The organism is Bacillus sp. 3a, assembly GCF_017161885.1.
GTDB lineage: Bacteria > Bacillota > Bacilli > Bacillales > Bacillaceae > Bacillus > Bacillus safensis.
The window spans coordinates 649,895-665,110 of record NZ_CP067376.1 but is presented as its reverse complement, the minus strand read 5'-3'; the positions used below and the strand labels follow the sequence as shown (position 1 = coordinate 665,110).

The window sequence follows — 15,216 nt, the reverse complement described above, 5'->3', positions numbered from 1 at the left end:
ATCACCTCTTTCGAGTGTTCAGTCTTTACTGACATCATACACGATTTCTTCGAAAAAGTGGCGCCTCATCCTATAGAATTCTGACAAAAACAGCTTAGTCGGTCTTTTCTTCTCCTTGGCCATGCTGCTGTCTCCAATTTTCTTGGGCTGTCTGATGTAAATATGGATAGATCTCCTGTTTGACGCTCTGCTCAAATACTTCTTCATCTAAAATGCTGTACGCCGGAATTTTGATCAATTTCCCATCTACTTTCCGAATGAGCACATCCATGAAAAGAAATCCTCTTATACTGTAACGATGCCTGCGCATGTCAATTGATTGAATATCTTGAAAAGAGATCGTTCGCTCCCGGTGCAGCACAGCGCCATTCTCTCCGCGCTGAATGCGAAAAATCACATTTCCCCTCTTCGTAAAAGCAGGCAAAATCATCAAAAAGGAGATCCAGCCATAGACAATACCTAATAGTCCGCCTAAAAATAAAAACAATGTATAGTTCGATTCAAATGTAAGAGCTTCCGAAAATAACCAAATACCGATGATACCGAAGCCGCCCGTTGCTAAGAATGCCCATACTCTTAAAAAAGGTCTGCTCCTTACTTCTATTACTTCACTTGGATTCAAGCGTCATTCTCCTTTTCTCCATTAGAATATAGAACGTAACCCGTCTTGATGAGCCGTCTCAATGCGAAATTGATTTTCTTTTATTCCTGATACAAGCCACGATTGGTTCTCACCTGGAATTACAAATATCATCGACTCCACATCAGGCGTATTATTTTTGTCATAGACGACCTTCATGAGAGAGTCCATCTTTCCTTTTCTCGTCTGTACATCAGAAACAAATGCCTTCACGAGCTCTTGATTCTCCGCTTTATTCAGGAAAGATGGCCACTTATTTTTCGCTTCGCTTGCCTGTTCTAACAGCATTTCAAATTCCTCTGCCTGCAGGCTGATGACAGGTTCAGGGTGATCATTCATCTGTATGTTGAAAAAGGCTGTCACTTGCTCCTCTGCCTGCTGATCGCTGCCTAGTTTGCGAATCTGATGCACTTGTTGATCATAAAGCGTATGATGCGCATATACACCCGCCTGTGTTGTGTGAAAAGAGGTGCTGACTTCTTCATCTGTGTCTCCAAATTTAGATGCCTTGATCGTGTGAGAGGCATCATTCATCGCCTGGATGAAATGACGGTATTCCGCTTTATAACGGTATTGTCTGTTTCGAAATTCCAGTACACCTTTTGCAAGCAAAGAGCGGCACGCAATTTCAAATAAAAACCCCAAGCGCTCGTCCTCTACTTCAGGATAATAGGCCTCCTTTAAGGACATCCCTTGTTCAAAATAGCCTTCACTGTAAAAACTAAAGATGAGTTCCTCAATACTTAGACTTAGCTGATCCAACTTGATCTCTCCTTATCCAAAAGAAAATGCACCCTTAAAGAAATCGCCTGCACCCTTTATGAGCGAATCTGCGGTTTCTTTTGTTTTTTCTATCCCTTTATGTATCACCTGATTTGCCTGATCAATGGTATCATTCACTGCTTTCACACCTTGACCCGCCAGTTCGAATGCTTTTTTCCCTTTATCCACGACTGCATGAATCGGGTCCTTTAATTTCACTGCCATCTGTTCAGCAAAACCGGATGTCAGCTTGGCGACTTTTTCTCCAATAAATCCACCTACTGCTGAACCAATGGCTCCCCCAACAACGGTTCCAATCGGACCTGCAAAGCTTCCAAGAGCACCGCCGACAACGGCACCTGCGACAGAACCGCCAGCGATAAAGACCGTATTGTTCACTGCATTTCCAACAGCCTTTGCATTTTCACGCTTAAGAACTTCTGGCTGATCACCGAATTCTGCATAGTTCTCGGCAATTTTCAATCCACAGCCAACCGTTTCTGTTGCACCAGTGACAACTGTTGCAATGATGGCATTTCCTTTCGCAAATCTTGCACCATTTTTCAGAACAGACTTAATCGCAGCCGTGTCCTTCCAATTAATACTTCCTTTTGTAAAATCACGGACACTGTTTGTGAACGCAACTGTATCGTCAGGATAAAATTTTGTGAATTTCTTATGGACCAAGTCAGCCATCGGCCAGTTCGATCTTTTTAATAATTCTTTTTTACTCAGCCAAATCCTTGCTAACCGGTCAAATCTCGTTCCTTCTACCCGGCTGGTCAGATCAAGCAGCAGCTTTGAATGCTGCGCTGCATATCGGCCATTCTCTTTAATGAAAGTCGTCATCCCAAGCCCGTAATATTTCGCCTGCATCATCACGATACCAGCTAAGCTCGTGAGTGTACCATATTGATCATAGATACTGTACAATTTCCGCAATATATCATCTGCTTCGACCATTTTATCCGTTGCATGTCGAATGGCAATATCATCACTGCTCAATTTGCTGATTAATGCCTGTCCTGCTCCCCATGCATCCCCGACACCAGAAAAACAGCTTCTATACCGAGGATCGCAGCCTAAAATCAGCCCGTCCAGTTCACTATGTAAATCGCGGTGCTTCGTTTCAATGGCTGACAGCTCGCCTACAAAATCATTCGCCAGCCCAGTCAGCTGATCTGGATCAACCACAATGTCACGTGCCATCACATCATCTCCCTTCTCGGTTTCTTTCTCTCCGTTCTTCTCGTCTCTTTCGCTCAAGCTCTTCCATTCTGGCAATTTCAGCTTTACGCTCCTCAATTTTGACTGCTGCATCCCGCAGTTCCTGACTTGTTTCAAGCAAATCTTTTTCAAATTGATCGTAGCGTGCCGTTGTTTCTTCAAAGCTTTGATCAAATTTATCCCTTGCTTCTCCCTGCCAGCCTGATCCTACTGCCTTCAGCCGATTTTCCAGCAGCTGCTTGGACTGCCGAATCTCATCAGCCGCTTCCTGAAACTTTTGAGCGAGTGCCAGCGTTTGACTAGAATCCAACTTTCGCACCCCTTTCTCCCAATTTAACGTACAAATGGATGATTTTATATGTCCTCATTATAAATAAAAAGACACCCGAAAAAATCACCCTAAAGAACCATTCAGCACATTACCTAATGAAAGTAGGCCTTTTTCCTCTCTAATTGCCAGAGAAAGCCTTTCTTGTTATGAAGCGCATTCAAGACGTGATAAAATGGACGTATTCTACAAAAGGAGTGACGTATAGATGAAAGAGGAAATGATTCAGCGTTTCACAAGTTATGTGAAGGTAGATACGCAGTCAGATGCAGAAAAGGAAAGCTGCCCATCTACTGAAGGACAATTGAACCTGGCGAGACAGCTTGTTGAAGAGATGAAATCCATCGGGATTCAAGAAGTGACTATGGATGAAAACGGCTATGTCATGGGAACAATCCCGTCTAACACAGACAAAGACGTGCCGACCATTGGCTTTTTGGCTCATATCGACACAGCCACTGACTTCACCGGAAAAAATGTAAAACCGCAGCTTCATGAGAACTATCAAGGCGGCGACATTACCTTAAATGAAGATCTACATATCGTTTTATCTCCACAACAGTTTCCAAATTTACAAAAGTACCAAGGACATACGCTGATTACAACAGATGGCACAACCCTGCTTGGTGCAGATAACAAAGCTGGTATCGCAGAAATTATGACAGCTATGCATTACCTCATCGAACACCCAGAAATCAAGCATGGGAAAATCCGCGTCGCTTTTACGCCAGATGAAGAGATTGGCAGAGGGCCTCACAAGTTTGATGTTGATGCCTTTGGCGCTTCCTATGCGTACACAATTGACGGCGGACCGCTTGGCGAGCTGCAATATGAAAGCTTCAACGCAGCAGGCGCGAAAGTATCCATTAAAGGAAACAACGTCCACCCAGGAACAGCAAAGGACAAAATGGTCAGCGCTGCGAAAATTGGGATGCTCTTTCACAATAAACTTCCTTCTGAAGAATCTCCAGAATATACAGAAGGCTACGAAGGCTTTTTCCACCTAACGAAATTTGTAGGGGAAGTAGAAGAAGCTGAGCTGCAATATATTATCCGTGATTTTGATAAACAGAAATTCAACAATCGCAAGGCACTGTTTGAAAAAATAGCAAATGACTTAAAAGCCACGTACGGAGAAAACAGCATCACCCTCAGCATTCAGGATCAATATTATAATATGAGAGAAAAAATTGAGCCGGTGAAACATATTGTGGACATTGCTCATGAAGCCATGGAAAATCGCTCAGTAACACCGGTCATTGAACCAATCCGCGGCGGCACAGATGGCTCCCAGCTTTCATATAAAGGTCTACCAACGCCAAACATCTTTACTGGCGGGGAAAATTTCCACGGTAAATATGAATTTATTTCCGTTGAAAACATGGTGAAAGCAACCGAAGTTATCGTTGAAATTGCCCGTTTATTTGAAGAAAAAGCATAGACATGTTTACAACCGTTCCTGTTCGGGAACGGTTTTTTAATAAAAGTTTACAATTTTCTGAAACTTTTATGACACTTATTCGTACTAATAGAGACAACCCCAGAAAAAATTCTTCTTGACGAGTGAAATAACTGGAAATATAATAGTTAAAAACAACCAGTATTTTAGACCTAAAATAGCAGATTGAATGAACCTTAAGAACTAAACCAAGTCTGCTGCTTATTTTCAGTTATAAACATCACTCACCCTGTCTACACTTAAAGAATAGGATGAATTGGAGGAATGTCATATGATGATTTTATTGATTATCGCTTCACTTTGCTGCTACTTACTATTCTCTTTCAAAAAAGATAACCGCACCCAAAAAAGAAAAAGCGCAGAGCTTTCGGAGTTTGAAATCTTTCGTATGCGCCGCCACTACAACGGAAAACGCCGTCACCCACTAAACGATGCACCTAAACAAGTATAGATCCAAATAAAAGAGCCTCATGAGGGGGCTCTTTTGTTGAATAAACAGCAAAAAACGACCACTGAATCTGGTCGTTTTTCTTTTTATTTATATACCTTCGCAGGCACTTGAATCATAGGAATTCCAACATAATAAGGTGAAATTTCATATGGCTGGAAGACAACAGCAATTCCCTTTTTCGTGAAGTAATACTGCGTATTGTAGTTGATTTCAATGTCGCTTTTTTTCAGGTTCGCGTAGAATTTGCTTTTATGTTTCTTTGTGTAGTTATAAATATAATCTCTTACTTTCGTACGCTTTTTCTTTGTTTTCACAACGTCTGTCAAGAACAGCTGCTTTGTTTTTTTCTTTGTTAACACATAGTTCATGCTGGAAACCATCGTGTCTCCGTGCGCTCCACCGTTATACATGTAATCATAGTTTAAGATACTCAGTTTCTTACCATTGTTAAATTTCGTTTTATACGTTCTCTCATACGTGACCTTCCCGTAGCCTTCTTTTTTCGCTTCGTCCTTTAAGTACAAGTAAGTAGAATAAGAAAAGGCGATATCTTCTTTTAAATCACGATTGATGGTTTTCATATGCGTCTTGCTTAGATTTTTCACCTGTGCATATTTGAATGTTTTTTTCTTCTTATAATAGTGTGTACTTACTTTTGCTTTTTTTGCTTGTTTGGCATCAGCAGATCCAACTGGCGCAAACAAGGAAACAATCAGTGAGAAAATGAGCAGGCTGATCGTTAGGCCTTTTTTCATTGTCATAGTAAAAACCCCCATTTTTGTCTATTACCAAATGAGTATACCATGACAAAAGAACCAAAAGAAGTATTTTTTCCATATTATTCTTCATTTTTCCACATCGGGTTTGTTTACCGTTTTCATAAGTTCCTGTATGCTTAATGTAGAATGCTAGATGAAGTGTGGTGTTTATCATAGAAGAGAATATTTTTAGTCACATTCGGACAACGTTTCATAGTTTGTCCCCAACCCAGAAAAAGATTGCCAATTACATTTTACAAAACCCTCAGAAAGTTGTGCTTCATTCTATAAGTGCACTCGCTGCTGAATGCAGCACAAGTGAAACGACGATCTTTCGGTTTCTAAGAAAAATTGGCTATGAATCGTATCAAGTGTTTCGTGTCCATGTCGCACAGGATATCGCGACCAATACACCTCAATCCATATACGGTGAGATCGAGGCAACCGATAGTGTAGCTGACATTAAACATAAGGTCATAGAGTTAACAACAAACTCTATACAAGATATGAAGCATATTTTAGAAGATCATGCCGTCACACAATTCATTGAACACATGAAACAGGCACATAAAACCGTCTTTTTTGGAGCAGGCGCGTCCAGCTTTATTGCTGGGGATGCTTATCATAAGTTCCTGCAGCTTGGTTTTGAAGTGAGCCTATGCAGTGATCCGCATATGATGAATATGATTGCAACACACGCCACGGAACACGATTTTATCGTCGCAATCTCCCATTCAGGAGAGAGCAGAGAAATTCTTGACGCCGTACAGTTTGCAAAAGAAAAAGGGGCAAAGGTTGCTTCTATCACCAGCTATCCGAAATCTGAGCTCGCAAAGCGGTCTGACTTTCATCTGCTTAGCTCTTCAAGAGAGACAACCTATCGTTCAGACTCCATGATCTCCCGTATCAACCAGCTTGTGATCATTGATGTACTATACGTCACCGCTGTTTTAGAGCTAGGATCAAATGCCATTGAAAACGTGAAACTATCTCGTTTAGCCGTAGCTAAAAATAAAACATAAACACAAAAGACCGGAGCTGATTCCGGTCTTTTTTTGTGACTTTTTTCATATTTTCCGTTGACACGTTCCTATCACGTCATGTACATTAAATGAACAATAGTTTATTTACTACTATAAAATTTAAAAGATAGTATATATACTAACAAAATGAAAAGAAAGCGCTTTTTGTAAGGGTTTTCTATATAGGAGGCGGACAACGTGACAAAGAAGATTGGATTCATTGGACTAGGTATTATGGGGAAACCTATGGCACTCAATCTATTAAAAGCTGGTCATACTTTGACAGTTTTTGACCTAAATGAGGCAGCGATTCGATCGTTACAAGAAGCCGGAGCAAAAGGTGCTGTTTCAGCAGCTGAGGCAGCTTCTGAAAGCGATATCATCATCACAATGCTTCCTAAAGGAGAGCATGTAGAGGCAGTCGTTTCAGGTGATCAAGGCATTTTAACGACAGCTGCACCTGGCACTGTCATCGTAGATATGAGCTCAATTTCTCCTGTCACCTCTAGGGCCTTAGCTGCTCTTGCCAAACAGCAGCAGGTGGAATTTATCGATGCACCTGTCAGCGGCGGAGAACCGAAGGCAATAGACGGAACACTCGCCATCATGGCTGGCGGCGAAGAATCCATCTTTGAGCAAGTGAAGGATGTCCTGCTTGCGATGGGCACTGAGGTCGTATTAGTTGGGGCAAATGGAAGCGGGACAACAGCGAAGCTTGCCAATCAAATCATCGTCAACTTAAATATTGCGGCCATGTCCGAGGCGCTCGTTCTAGCTGCTAAATCAGGCATTGCCATTGATAAGATGTATGAAGCGATCCGCGGCGGACTGGCAGGAAGTGCCGTGCTCGATGCAAAAGTTCCTCTCATCTTAGAACGAAATTTTGAACCTGGCGGACGCATCGACATCAACTTGAAGGATTTAACCAATGTCATGGAAACTGCTCACGATATCGGTGTTCCTCTTCCGCTTTCTAGTCAGCTGCTCGAAATCTTCCACGCCCTCAAAGCGGACGGAAAATCCGGGCTTGATCATGGCGGCATCGTTCAATATTACGAAAAAATGGCTCATGTCGAAGTAAAGAAAGGATGAGATGGTCATGAAACAAAGCACTGACATACTGAATGCCATTCCGAAAGCAGATTCAAAGGCCATTCAATCAGCATACGAACAAGCACTGAGCAGCTTTCAGCATAAAGTTATTGTATTAGACGATGATCCAACAGGGATTCAAACCGTACATGGCGTCTCTGTTTTCACCGATTGGTCAGAAGAAAGCATTGAGGCTGGTTTTCTTGAAGATAGCCGCATGTTCTTTATTTTGACCAATTCTCGCAGTATGACAGAGAAAGAAACTGCCGCTGTGCACGAAACAATCGCTGCAACCATTGTAAAGGTGGCTGAACGTCTTAATCAGGACTTCGTCATTGTCAGCCGAGGGGATTCTACTCTTCGCGGACACTTTCCGCTTGAAACCGAAGTACTCAAAATAACCATTGAACAGCAAAGCTCCCGCCATTTCGATGGTGAAATCCTTCTTCCTTTTTTCCAAGAAGGTGGACGCTTTACGATCGACAATATTCATTACGTACAGGAAGGACATGAATTAATTCCTGCTGGTGACACAGAATTTGCAAGAGACCGTACATTCGGCTTTCAATCATCTCATCTTGGAGAATGGATTGAAGAAAAGTCAGAAGGAATGTTCACAAAAGAGAACACGACCTACATTTCATTAGCTGATCTGCGTGCTTTACGCATTGATCAAATCAAACATCAGCTCAGGGGTGTGAAGGATTTCAAAAAGGTGGTTGTAAACGCGGTGGATTATGACGATGTCAAAGTCTTTGTCACCGCTCTCATTGAAGCCATTCAAGCAGGACAGCAGCTGATGTTTAGAAGTGCGGCGGCGCTCACAAAAGTACTTGGCGGTATAGGAGATCAAGCCTTATTAACAAAAGATGCCTTGATACAAGAAGAAAGCCCGCATGGTGGTCTCATTATGATCGGTTCTCATGTAAAAAAAACAACAGAACAATTAAAAGCGCTGCAACAAAATAAAAAGATGGCTTTTATTGAATTTAATACCCACCTCGTGTTAGAGCCTGATGCCTTTCGCGAAGAAATTAACCGCGTTATTCAGCAAACTGAAACACTGTTGGCAGGTGGTCAATCTGTGGCTGTTTATACAAGAAGAGAACGGCTTGATCTTGGGGATGATCGCCAAGAGGAAGAACTAAAGCTCTCTGTAGAGATTAGTGATGCTGTGACAAGTATTGTCCAGCGTCTCACCATTCGTCCTAAGTATCTTATTGCCAAAGGTGGAATTACCTCCAGCGATATTGGGACAAGAGGACTTAGCGTGAAACGTGCGACCGTGGCAGGTCAAATCAAACCAGGTATCCCCGTTTGGCAAACAGGAGAAGAAAGTAAATTCCCTTTCATGTCTTATGTGATTTTCCCGGGAAATGTTGGGTCAAAGGATACGTTAAAAGAAGCTGTAGACATACTTGAAGGATAAGGCATAGGGGGTGTTTGCGCCCCCTTATGCACCACAAAGGAGGAAAGATCATGTCGTTAGTGTTTATTGGACTTGGCGTTTTGTTATTGCTTTTACTCATGGTTGTCTTTAAGTTAAACGCTTTCATTTCTTTGATTATTGTTTCTTTAATTGTTGCTGTGTTAGAAGGGATGACACCACTAGAAGCGATTGCTTCTGTCGAAAAAGGACTTGGCAGTACGCTCGGACACCTGGCACTCGTTCTCGGTTTTGGAGCGATGCTTGGGAAATTGATGGCTGATTCTGGCGGTGCTCAGCGTATCGCGATGACACTCATTGACCGATTTGGCATCGGAAAAATCCAATGGGCGACGATGCTGACTGGGTTTGTGATTGGAATTGCTCTATTTTATGAAACCGGATTCATTATCTTAATTCCATTAGTCTTTACAATCGCTCAAGCTGCAAGACTTCCTGTGCTGTATGTGGGTATGCCGCTCGTCGCTGCACTCATCACCACACATGGCTTCCTCCCTCCTCACCCAGGACCGACTGCCATTGCGAATGTCTTTCAGGCAAACATGGGACAAACCTTATTGGTTGGGATTATTTTAGCGATTCCTGCTGTTTTAGTAGGCGGACTTCTGTTTACGAAACTATTTAAAAAAGATCAGTTGCACGCACATATCCCAAAGAACTTATTTAATCCAAAGGAATTCACAGAAGAAGAAATGCCTAGCTTCGGCATTAGCATTTTCACCGCTGTTTTGCCTGTATTGCTTATGACATTCAGAGCATTTCTAGAAATTTTCTTCCCATCCTCCCCATTGCTGCCAACTGCTGAGTTTTTAGGCGAACCGGCGATTGCACTATTAATCTCAGTGCTGCTTGCCATCTACACGTTTGGGCTTGGAAGAGGAAAGAGCATGCAGGATGTAATGAAGTCCATCACGGATTCTATCGGCTCTATTGCTATGATTCTATTAATTATTGCAGGCGGCGGTGCCTTTAAACAAGTGCTCATTGATAGCGGTGTCGATCAATACATTGCAGGGATCATGCAAGGAAGCACACTTTCTCCCCTGCTTCTGACTTGGCTCATTGCTGCTGTCCTTCGTGTCTCTTTAGGATCAGCCACTGTCGCCGGTCTCACGGCGGCTGGCATTTCTGCACCACTGATTGGCCTGACGGGTGTCAGCCCTGAATTAATGGTGATCGCAACAGGTGCCGGCAGTATCACGTTCTCTCATGTGAATGATGCGGGTTTCTGGATTTATAAAGAATACTTTAACCTATCAATGGCTCAAACTTTTAAAACGTGGACATTGATGGTCACCGTGCTTTCACTTGTCGGACTAGCTGGTGTTCTTGTCGCTGATTTGTTCATGTAGGAAATTAAATTGTAAAAACCATTGACTTTTCCCTGAAAACGTTGAATAATTGTGTTTATTAAGAAAATTGAATCAAAAGGTAACCTTATTAAGAGTGGTGGAGGGACTGGCCCTGTGAAACCCGGCAACCGCTGTTCCTAGGAACAGAATGGTGCTAATTCCTTAAGCAAGCAAATGCTTGTTTGAAGATAAGGCAGAGTTCTCACAGTATATGATGCTCTTCCTTATCTAAGGAAGAGCTTTTTTATTTGATTTTTTAACCTGAAGAAAGAAGGGATTCAGCATGACACAAGTACAAACCATTGGAAAGAAAACAACGAAACCGCCATTCCGCGCAGATCAAGTAGGAAGTTTACTTCGTTCAGAGCGCATTAAGGAAGCACGCAAGCAAAAAGCAGACGGTACGCTGACAGCAGAGCAGCTCCGACAAATTGAAAACGAAGAAATTACACGTATTGTAGAGAAGCAAAAAGAAATTGGGTTAGAGGTTGTCACAGATGGTGAATTCAGACGTGCCTGGTGGCATTTTGACTTTCTTGAAGGACTCGATGGAGTTGAAGGATTTGAAGCAGATCAAGGCATTCAATTCCATAACACAACGACAAAAGCTAGAGGGATCAAGGTAACAGGCAAGATCGATTTTACAGATCATCCAATGCTGGAGGATTATCGTTTCCTTCACAGCATCGCTGGTGATCATACGGCTAAAATGACGATTCCAAGTCCGAATATGCTCTTTTTCCGTGGAAAGCTTGAAGAAGGAGTGTATGACAGCTTAGAGGAATTCCACCATGATGTGGCACAAGCGTATAAGAAAGCCATCCGTGCTTTTTATGATGCAGGCTGCCGCTACTTGCAGCTGGATGATACGGCATGGGCAGTGTTCTTTTCCGAAAAAGGCCACGAACAAATCAAAGCCTTTGGCCGAGAAGAAGATGAACTTCGTGAATCGTTTGCGAAGACAATCAATGAAGCTGTTGCCGACCGCCCAGAGGATTTGGTGATCACGATGCACATTTGCCGAGGTAACTTTAAATCAACTTGGGCAGCTGAAGGTGGTTACGAAGCAGCGGCAGAAACAATTTTTGCCGGCTTAGATCTTGATGGTCTCTTTTTAGAGTTTGACGACGATCGTTCTGGCGGATTTGAGCCCCTTCGATATGTGAAGAACCCAAACCTTCAAATCGTACTAGGCCTTGTCACTTCAAAATACGGAGAGCTTGAGCCAGTTGAACAGATTAAAAAACGCATTGAGGAAGCGGCTCAATATGTAGACATTAACCAAATCTGTTTGAGCCCACAATGCGGATTCGCCTCAACAGAGGAAGGCAACCTGTTAACAGAAGAGCAGCAATGGGAAAAGCTGCGTCATGTGATTGAGATTGCTGATCAAGTGTGGAAATAAAACATCTTGTTCTAAGCTCTCTAAGCTTAGGGGTTAAAAAAAGAACTGCCAATGCAGTTCTTTTTTAGTTACGTAATCTAGATACGATATTTTCTTGTGATAGTTCTTTCTTCATACGTTTTGTGATAATGTATCGCACAAACCATTTATTTAATAGAACCAAGACAATTAGAAGTCCAACTGCTGTTCCGCCAATCCATAGAATGATCTCTCCCGGTAATTGTCCAAGCAGGAAAGCTCCCAAGACAGCAATGAATAACAACGCAATAATATACACTTTTAGGTTCATTTTATCTATACTACGGTAGAATTGCTTGATAATATCCTTTGGTGACATCCCATTTAAATACAAGGACAACAAATCTCGATTCAAAATACTAATCAGTGTATGCATCTGACCTCGATAAATAAATGCAATCACCACAAATAAAATGATCTGAAATACGACAAGCAGCAAAAATGACAATTTTGAATTAGCAACTAGCTTTTCTAACCCTTGTGCTTGGTAGTATACAAAAACATCCTCTTCATCAAACATCCGATCGAACTGGTTCACAAATTCATAAATATCCTCGGTTTTATTTAAATTAACAATGAGTGTTCTAACACCATCGTAGTTCTCACCAATCTTAATTTGATTACTCAGCTTTTTATACAGATCACGTGATAGGTAACTGTAATCTTTTAAGAAATAGTTCCCTTCTCCTTTGTAGTACTCAATATTCGCTTTTAATGGTTCTACTTCACCATCATAAACTTTTACTTTTTTACCTTTAAATCTTTCTGGAAGCAGGATAGTGTTTTCTTTTAGATCTCCTTCATAACTCACAGCCTCTTTTGTTGTCGGATTGAATGATAAAGCCGACAATATATCCGTTTCTCCATTTGCTTCAATAGATAACGAGACGTCATATTCATAGACAATGTCTTTGACATTCGGCATACGCTTAATTTTATCTGTATCGTACTGATACTCACCAGTTTTCGAATATCCATTAATTAAAACCATTGATAGACGATCATTAGTCAATACGTTTTTATAAATATTATCAGCTGAGATCAGGATAGTAAATATAGAGAAAAAGATTAACATCAGTAAAACAAAATTCAAAACAGCTAATTTTCTCAGGGTCGATCGATGTTTCTTTTTTAAATACTCAAAGACGAATGATGTTTTCATATGGATGGGTCCTTTTTATTCAAGTCTTCAAAACGAAGGACAACATCAGCATGTTGCACAACGGTATCAGAATGTGTAACGACTAAAATGGTCTTCGTTTTCTTCAATTCAGATAACATACCAAGCATCATCTGAATATTATCTTTATCAAGGTTATTTGTTGGTTCATCTAGTAGAATCAATGAATAATTAAACAGCATGATTTTCAAAAAAGCAGCGCGCTGCCTTTCTCCACCTGATAGATTACTCACGATGACATCAAGTTTTTCGCTCATTTTAAGTTTCTTAGCTTGTTCTGTTAATCTTTCATTTGAGATTTCTTGTTCATTAATTAAAGAGATGACATGTAGATTTTCTCTGACAGTTAAAGACTCTATTAAGTTCAAATCTTGAAAGAAATAGGCAATTTTCTTACGGTATTTATCAATCTGTTCTTGATTTGTAAAATCAATGGACTGATTGAACAAAGTCATCTTCCCGGCACTCGGTTTTTGAATCAATGCAATAATGTTAATAAATGTCGTCTTCCCACTACCACTTTCTCCATGTAGGGCATAAAGGCCAGGGCCTTCAATATGTAAAGACAAATTTTTCAAGATGGTTGCATTCCCATATTGAAAGCCGAGATTGTCGACTTTTAAAATCGACGTATCTCCCTTATTATCTAAGTTCACTAGCCATCTCAATCCCCTCTAATAAATTAAGTGTGTGATTTCCATAAACACCTAATTCAAAATCGTAACTTCCTTTAGATGTGCAATAACCTAAGCCACATTGCGAGGCTTTAACTTTTTTCTTAATTTGAACTTTTGGCACATCCAGATTATAGCGTAATAAAAGATCTGTATATAGATTGAGAATAATGTGATAGTTATTTCCTTGATAAGAAATAACTTCATTAAACATATCTACCAATTTATTCTTATCTTCTTGAGTTATATCTACAATATCATATTTCATAAGTGTTGTTAATAAATCATCTGAATCGCTCCACTGCACAGTACTTTTATCAGCTTTTTCTCCTTTAAGCTTAAAGCAATAGTACATTTCACTACTGTTCTCTATGTTTTGACATGTACCACTAGGAATCAATGTTTCGTCAAACGATAAGCCTAATTCGTTCGTGATTTGTTTTGCAAAGAACTGATTTTGATAACTGCTTATTTGGTCTTTTTCTTCTAGTAACCCTTCATATCGATTAGTTAGAATTTTCCTAAATTCTTCTGCTTGATCAAGATCAGCACTAGAAAAAATGTTTGACATTAGATAAAGATTCCTTAAAGAATCTAATGAGTAAAATAATGAAGGAAAAGGCTTATAATTTGAAGGAATGTTAAAAGTAAGCTCATTCTTTTTTTTTTATGATTCATATCCTGTAATAACTGAATGATTTGAAAATGAAACCAATATGTAATTTCATCTCTAAACAAAATGGTTTTTTGGTTATCTTCATTAAAATAAATATTCGTTAAATGTTTGACATTAGGTTCTATCTCTACCATATTCGCCAATATAAGAGATGCATAAAGAATGATAGGTTCGTCATAATCAAATAGAGAAAGACTTGTATATTGTTCCAAATCAGATTGAATTTCTTTTTCTAAAAATGAAGGTATCTTATGATCAAAATATGATGTCAAGATTAGAAAATAATCGTACTCTATTTTATCTTGCGGAGACGGCTTATCCAATTTGGAGAAGGTTTCTTTGACTAGTTTAACACCGCTAGAATCCTTTATTTTAGTAAAAGTATCATATAATAAGAATAAATTTAAATAGGAATCCATACCGGTGATATCTTTCTCGGAAAATTTACTTTTATTCACATTTTGAGAAAGTGCCACCTTACAGAAAAATTGATTTTTTTCTTCCCTACATTCTACTGGTTTACTATTGTGCCCGTGAGTTTTTTGATAAAGTGCTAGTGTGTTATGAATTAGTTCAGATGGTTGTTGTTGTTGGCTGTTGACCTCAAAGACTTGACCTCCTGACTCACTCTTCATATAGGAGTGGATGGTACGTACAAAGTCTTTGTTATATATCTTTCTTTGCATAGACATATTCTCTTTTGACTACACCCCGTTACAATCAAT

The 15,216-nt window shown here is 40.4% G+C and carries 16 protein-coding genes and 1 riboswitch; of the genes, 7 read left to right on the top strand and 9 right to left on the bottom strand.

Annotated elements, in window-relative coordinates:
• Positions 1 to 94: 94 nt before the first annotated feature.
• The 4 genes from JJ692_RS03170 to JJ692_RS03155 are packed head-to-tail and all read right to left on the bottom strand — an operon-like array spanning position 95 to position 2,939.
• Positions 95 to 622 carry a YfjD family protein gene (locus JJ692_RS03170; protein ID WP_206534215.1) on the bottom strand — a complete coding sequence of 176 codons (528 nt, stop codon included), beginning with the start codon at positions 620 to 622 and terminating at the stop codon, positions 95 to 97.
• Positions 623 to 643: 21 nt separating this feature from the next.
• Entirely contained in the window at positions 644 to 1,402 is a 759-nt protein-coding gene (locus JJ692_RS03165; protein ID WP_197173026.1) for a hypothetical protein, read from the bottom strand.
• Positions 1,403 to 1,414: 12 nt separating this feature from the next.
• A complete protein-coding gene (locus JJ692_RS03160) occupies positions 1,415 to 2,611 on the bottom strand; it encodes a DUF6861 domain-containing protein (RefSeq protein WP_024427531.1) in 1,197 nt (398 codons plus the stop codon).
• Between the two features lie 4 nt (positions 2,612 to 2,615).
• Positions 2,616 to 2,939, bottom strand: a complete 324-nt coding sequence (locus JJ692_RS03155) for a WXG100 family type VII secretion target (RefSeq protein ID WP_024427532.1) — start codon at positions 2,937 to 2,939, stop codon at positions 2,616 to 2,618.
• A gap of 226 nt (positions 2,940 to 3,165) precedes the next feature.
• Here JJ692_RS03155 and pepT point away from each other — a divergent pair, with 226 nt between their 5' ends.
• Both pepT and JJ692_RS03145 read left to right on the top strand, forming a co-directional pair.
• Positions 3,166 to 4,398, top strand: a complete 1,233-nt coding sequence (gene pepT / locus JJ692_RS03150; RefSeq protein WP_206534214.1) for a peptidase T — start codon at positions 3,166 to 3,168, stop codon at positions 4,396 to 4,398.
• A gap of 289 nt (positions 4,399 to 4,687) precedes the next feature.
• Entirely contained in the window at positions 4,688 to 4,867 is a 180-nt protein-coding gene (locus JJ692_RS03145) for a hypothetical protein (RefSeq protein WP_008345664.1), read from the top strand.
• Positions 4,868 to 4,950: 83 nt separating this feature from the next.
• Here the strand turns inward: JJ692_RS03145 and JJ692_RS03140 are convergent, their stop codons facing one another.
• On the bottom strand, positions 4,951 to 5,628 hold the full coding sequence (locus tag JJ692_RS03140; RefSeq protein WP_025093777.1) for a DUF3298 and DUF4163 domain-containing protein: 678 nt from the start codon (positions 5,626 to 5,628) through the stop codon (positions 4,951 to 4,953).
• 161 nt (positions 5,629 to 5,789) lie between these two features.
• On the opposite strand from JJ692_RS03140, the gene JJ692_RS03135 reads away from it, so the two are divergent.
• The 5 genes from JJ692_RS03135 (at position 5,790) to JJ692_RS03115 (ending at position 11,943) form a co-directional block, all read left to right on the top strand.
• On the top strand, positions 5,790 to 6,647 hold the full coding sequence (locus tag JJ692_RS03135) for a MurR/RpiR family transcriptional regulator (RefSeq protein WP_206534213.1): 858 nt from the start codon (positions 5,790 to 5,792) through the stop codon (positions 6,645 to 6,647).
• Between the two features lie 198 nt (positions 6,648 to 6,845).
• Positions 6,846 to 7,739 (top strand): 2-hydroxy-3-oxopropionate reductase, encoded by an 894-nt coding sequence (garR, locus tag JJ692_RS03130; protein WP_206534212.1) that lies wholly within the window; start codon positions 6,846 to 6,848, stop codon positions 7,737 to 7,739.
• A 7-nt stretch (positions 7,740 to 7,746) separates the two neighbouring features.
• Positions 7,747 to 9,168 (top strand): four-carbon acid sugar kinase family protein, encoded by a 1,422-nt coding sequence (locus JJ692_RS03125; protein WP_206534211.1) that lies wholly within the window; start codon positions 7,747 to 7,749, stop codon positions 9,166 to 9,168.
• A 50-nt stretch (positions 9,169 to 9,218) separates the two neighbouring features.
• The gene (locus tag JJ692_RS03120; protein WP_024423918.1) at positions 9,219 to 10,538 is read left to right on the top strand and encodes a gluconate:H+ symporter; all 1,320 of its coding nucleotides are present in this window, start codon (positions 9,219 to 9,221) and stop codon (positions 10,536 to 10,538) included.
• An 82-nt stretch (positions 10,539 to 10,620) separates the two neighbouring features.
• A riboswitch (SAM riboswitch) is annotated at positions 10,621 to 10,733 on the top strand.
• 88 nt (positions 10,734 to 10,821) lie between these two features.
• Entirely contained in the window at positions 10,822 to 11,943 is a 1,122-nt protein-coding gene (locus JJ692_RS03115; RefSeq protein ID WP_024423919.1) for a 5-methyltetrahydropteroyltriglutamate--homocysteine S-methyltransferase, read from the top strand.
• A 64-nt stretch (positions 11,944 to 12,007) separates the two neighbouring features.
• On the opposite strand, the gene JJ692_RS03110 is transcribed toward JJ692_RS03115, so the two are convergent.
• Genes JJ692_RS03110 through JJ692_RS03095 form a run of 4 tightly spaced genes read right to left on the bottom strand, consistent with a single transcriptional unit; the run spans position 12,008 to position 15,177 of the window.
• On the bottom strand, positions 12,008 to 13,123 hold the full coding sequence (locus JJ692_RS03110) for a hypothetical protein (protein ID WP_087977900.1): 1,116 nt from the start codon (positions 13,121 to 13,123) through the stop codon (positions 12,008 to 12,010).
• A complete protein-coding gene (locus tag JJ692_RS03105; RefSeq protein WP_226340797.1) occupies positions 13,120 to 13,797 on the bottom strand; it encodes an ATP-binding cassette domain-containing protein in 678 nt (225 codons plus the stop codon). The genes JJ692_RS03110 and JJ692_RS03105 overlap by 4 nt, the downstream gene beginning before the upstream one ends.
• A complete protein-coding gene (locus tag JJ692_RS03100) occupies positions 13,784 to 14,386 on the bottom strand; it encodes a hypothetical protein (protein WP_206534210.1) in 603 nt (200 codons plus the stop codon). The genes JJ692_RS03105 and JJ692_RS03100 overlap by 14 nt, the downstream gene beginning before the upstream one ends.
• 23 nt (positions 14,387 to 14,409) lie before the next feature.
• Positions 14,410 to 15,177 carry a hypothetical protein gene (locus JJ692_RS03095; RefSeq protein WP_206534209.1) on the bottom strand — a complete coding sequence of 256 codons (768 nt, stop codon included), beginning with the start codon at positions 15,175 to 15,177 and terminating at the stop codon, positions 14,410 to 14,412.
• Between the last annotated feature and the right edge of the window lie 39 nt (positions 15,178 to 15,216).

What these genes read in the sequence shown, in the direction of transcription:
- JJ692_RS03160 (WP_024427531.1), bottom strand. Translation starts at nt 2,611, where the DNA reads ATGGCACGTGACATTGTGGTTGATCCAGATCAGCTGACTGGGCTGGCG.
- pepT (WP_206534214.1), top strand. Translation starts at nt 3,166, where the DNA reads ATGAAAGAGGAAATGATTCAGCGTTTCACAAGTTATGTGAAGGTAGAT.
- JJ692_RS03145 (WP_008345664.1), top strand. Translation starts at nt 4,688, where the DNA reads ATGATGATTTTATTGATTATCGCTTCACTTTGCTGCTACTTACTATTC.
- JJ692_RS03140 (WP_025093777.1), bottom strand. Translation starts at nt 5,628, where the DNA reads ATGACAATGAAAAAAGGCCTAACGATCAGCCTGCTCATTTTCTCACTG.
- JJ692_RS03125 (WP_206534211.1), top strand. Translation starts at nt 7,747, where the DNA reads ATGAAACAAAGCACTGACATACTGAATGCCATTCCGAAAGCAGATTCA.
- JJ692_RS03120 (WP_024423918.1), top strand. Translation starts at nt 9,219, where the DNA reads ATGTCGTTAGTGTTTATTGGACTTGGCGTTTTGTTATTGCTTTTACTC.
- JJ692_RS03115 (WP_024423919.1), top strand. Translation starts at nt 10,822, where the DNA reads ATGACACAAGTACAAACCATTGGAAAGAAAACAACGAAACCGCCATTC.
- JJ692_RS03110 (WP_087977900.1), bottom strand. Translation starts at nt 13,123, where the DNA reads ATGAAAACATCATTCGTCTTTGAGTATTTAAAAAAGAAACATCGATCG.
- JJ692_RS03100 (WP_206534210.1), bottom strand. Translation starts at nt 14,386, where the DNA reads ATGTCAAACATTTTTTCTAGTGCTGATCTTGATCAAGCAGAAGAATTT.
- JJ692_RS03095 (WP_206534209.1), bottom strand. Translation starts at nt 15,177, where the DNA reads ATGCAAAGAAAGATATATAACAAAGACTTTGTACGTACCATCCACTCC.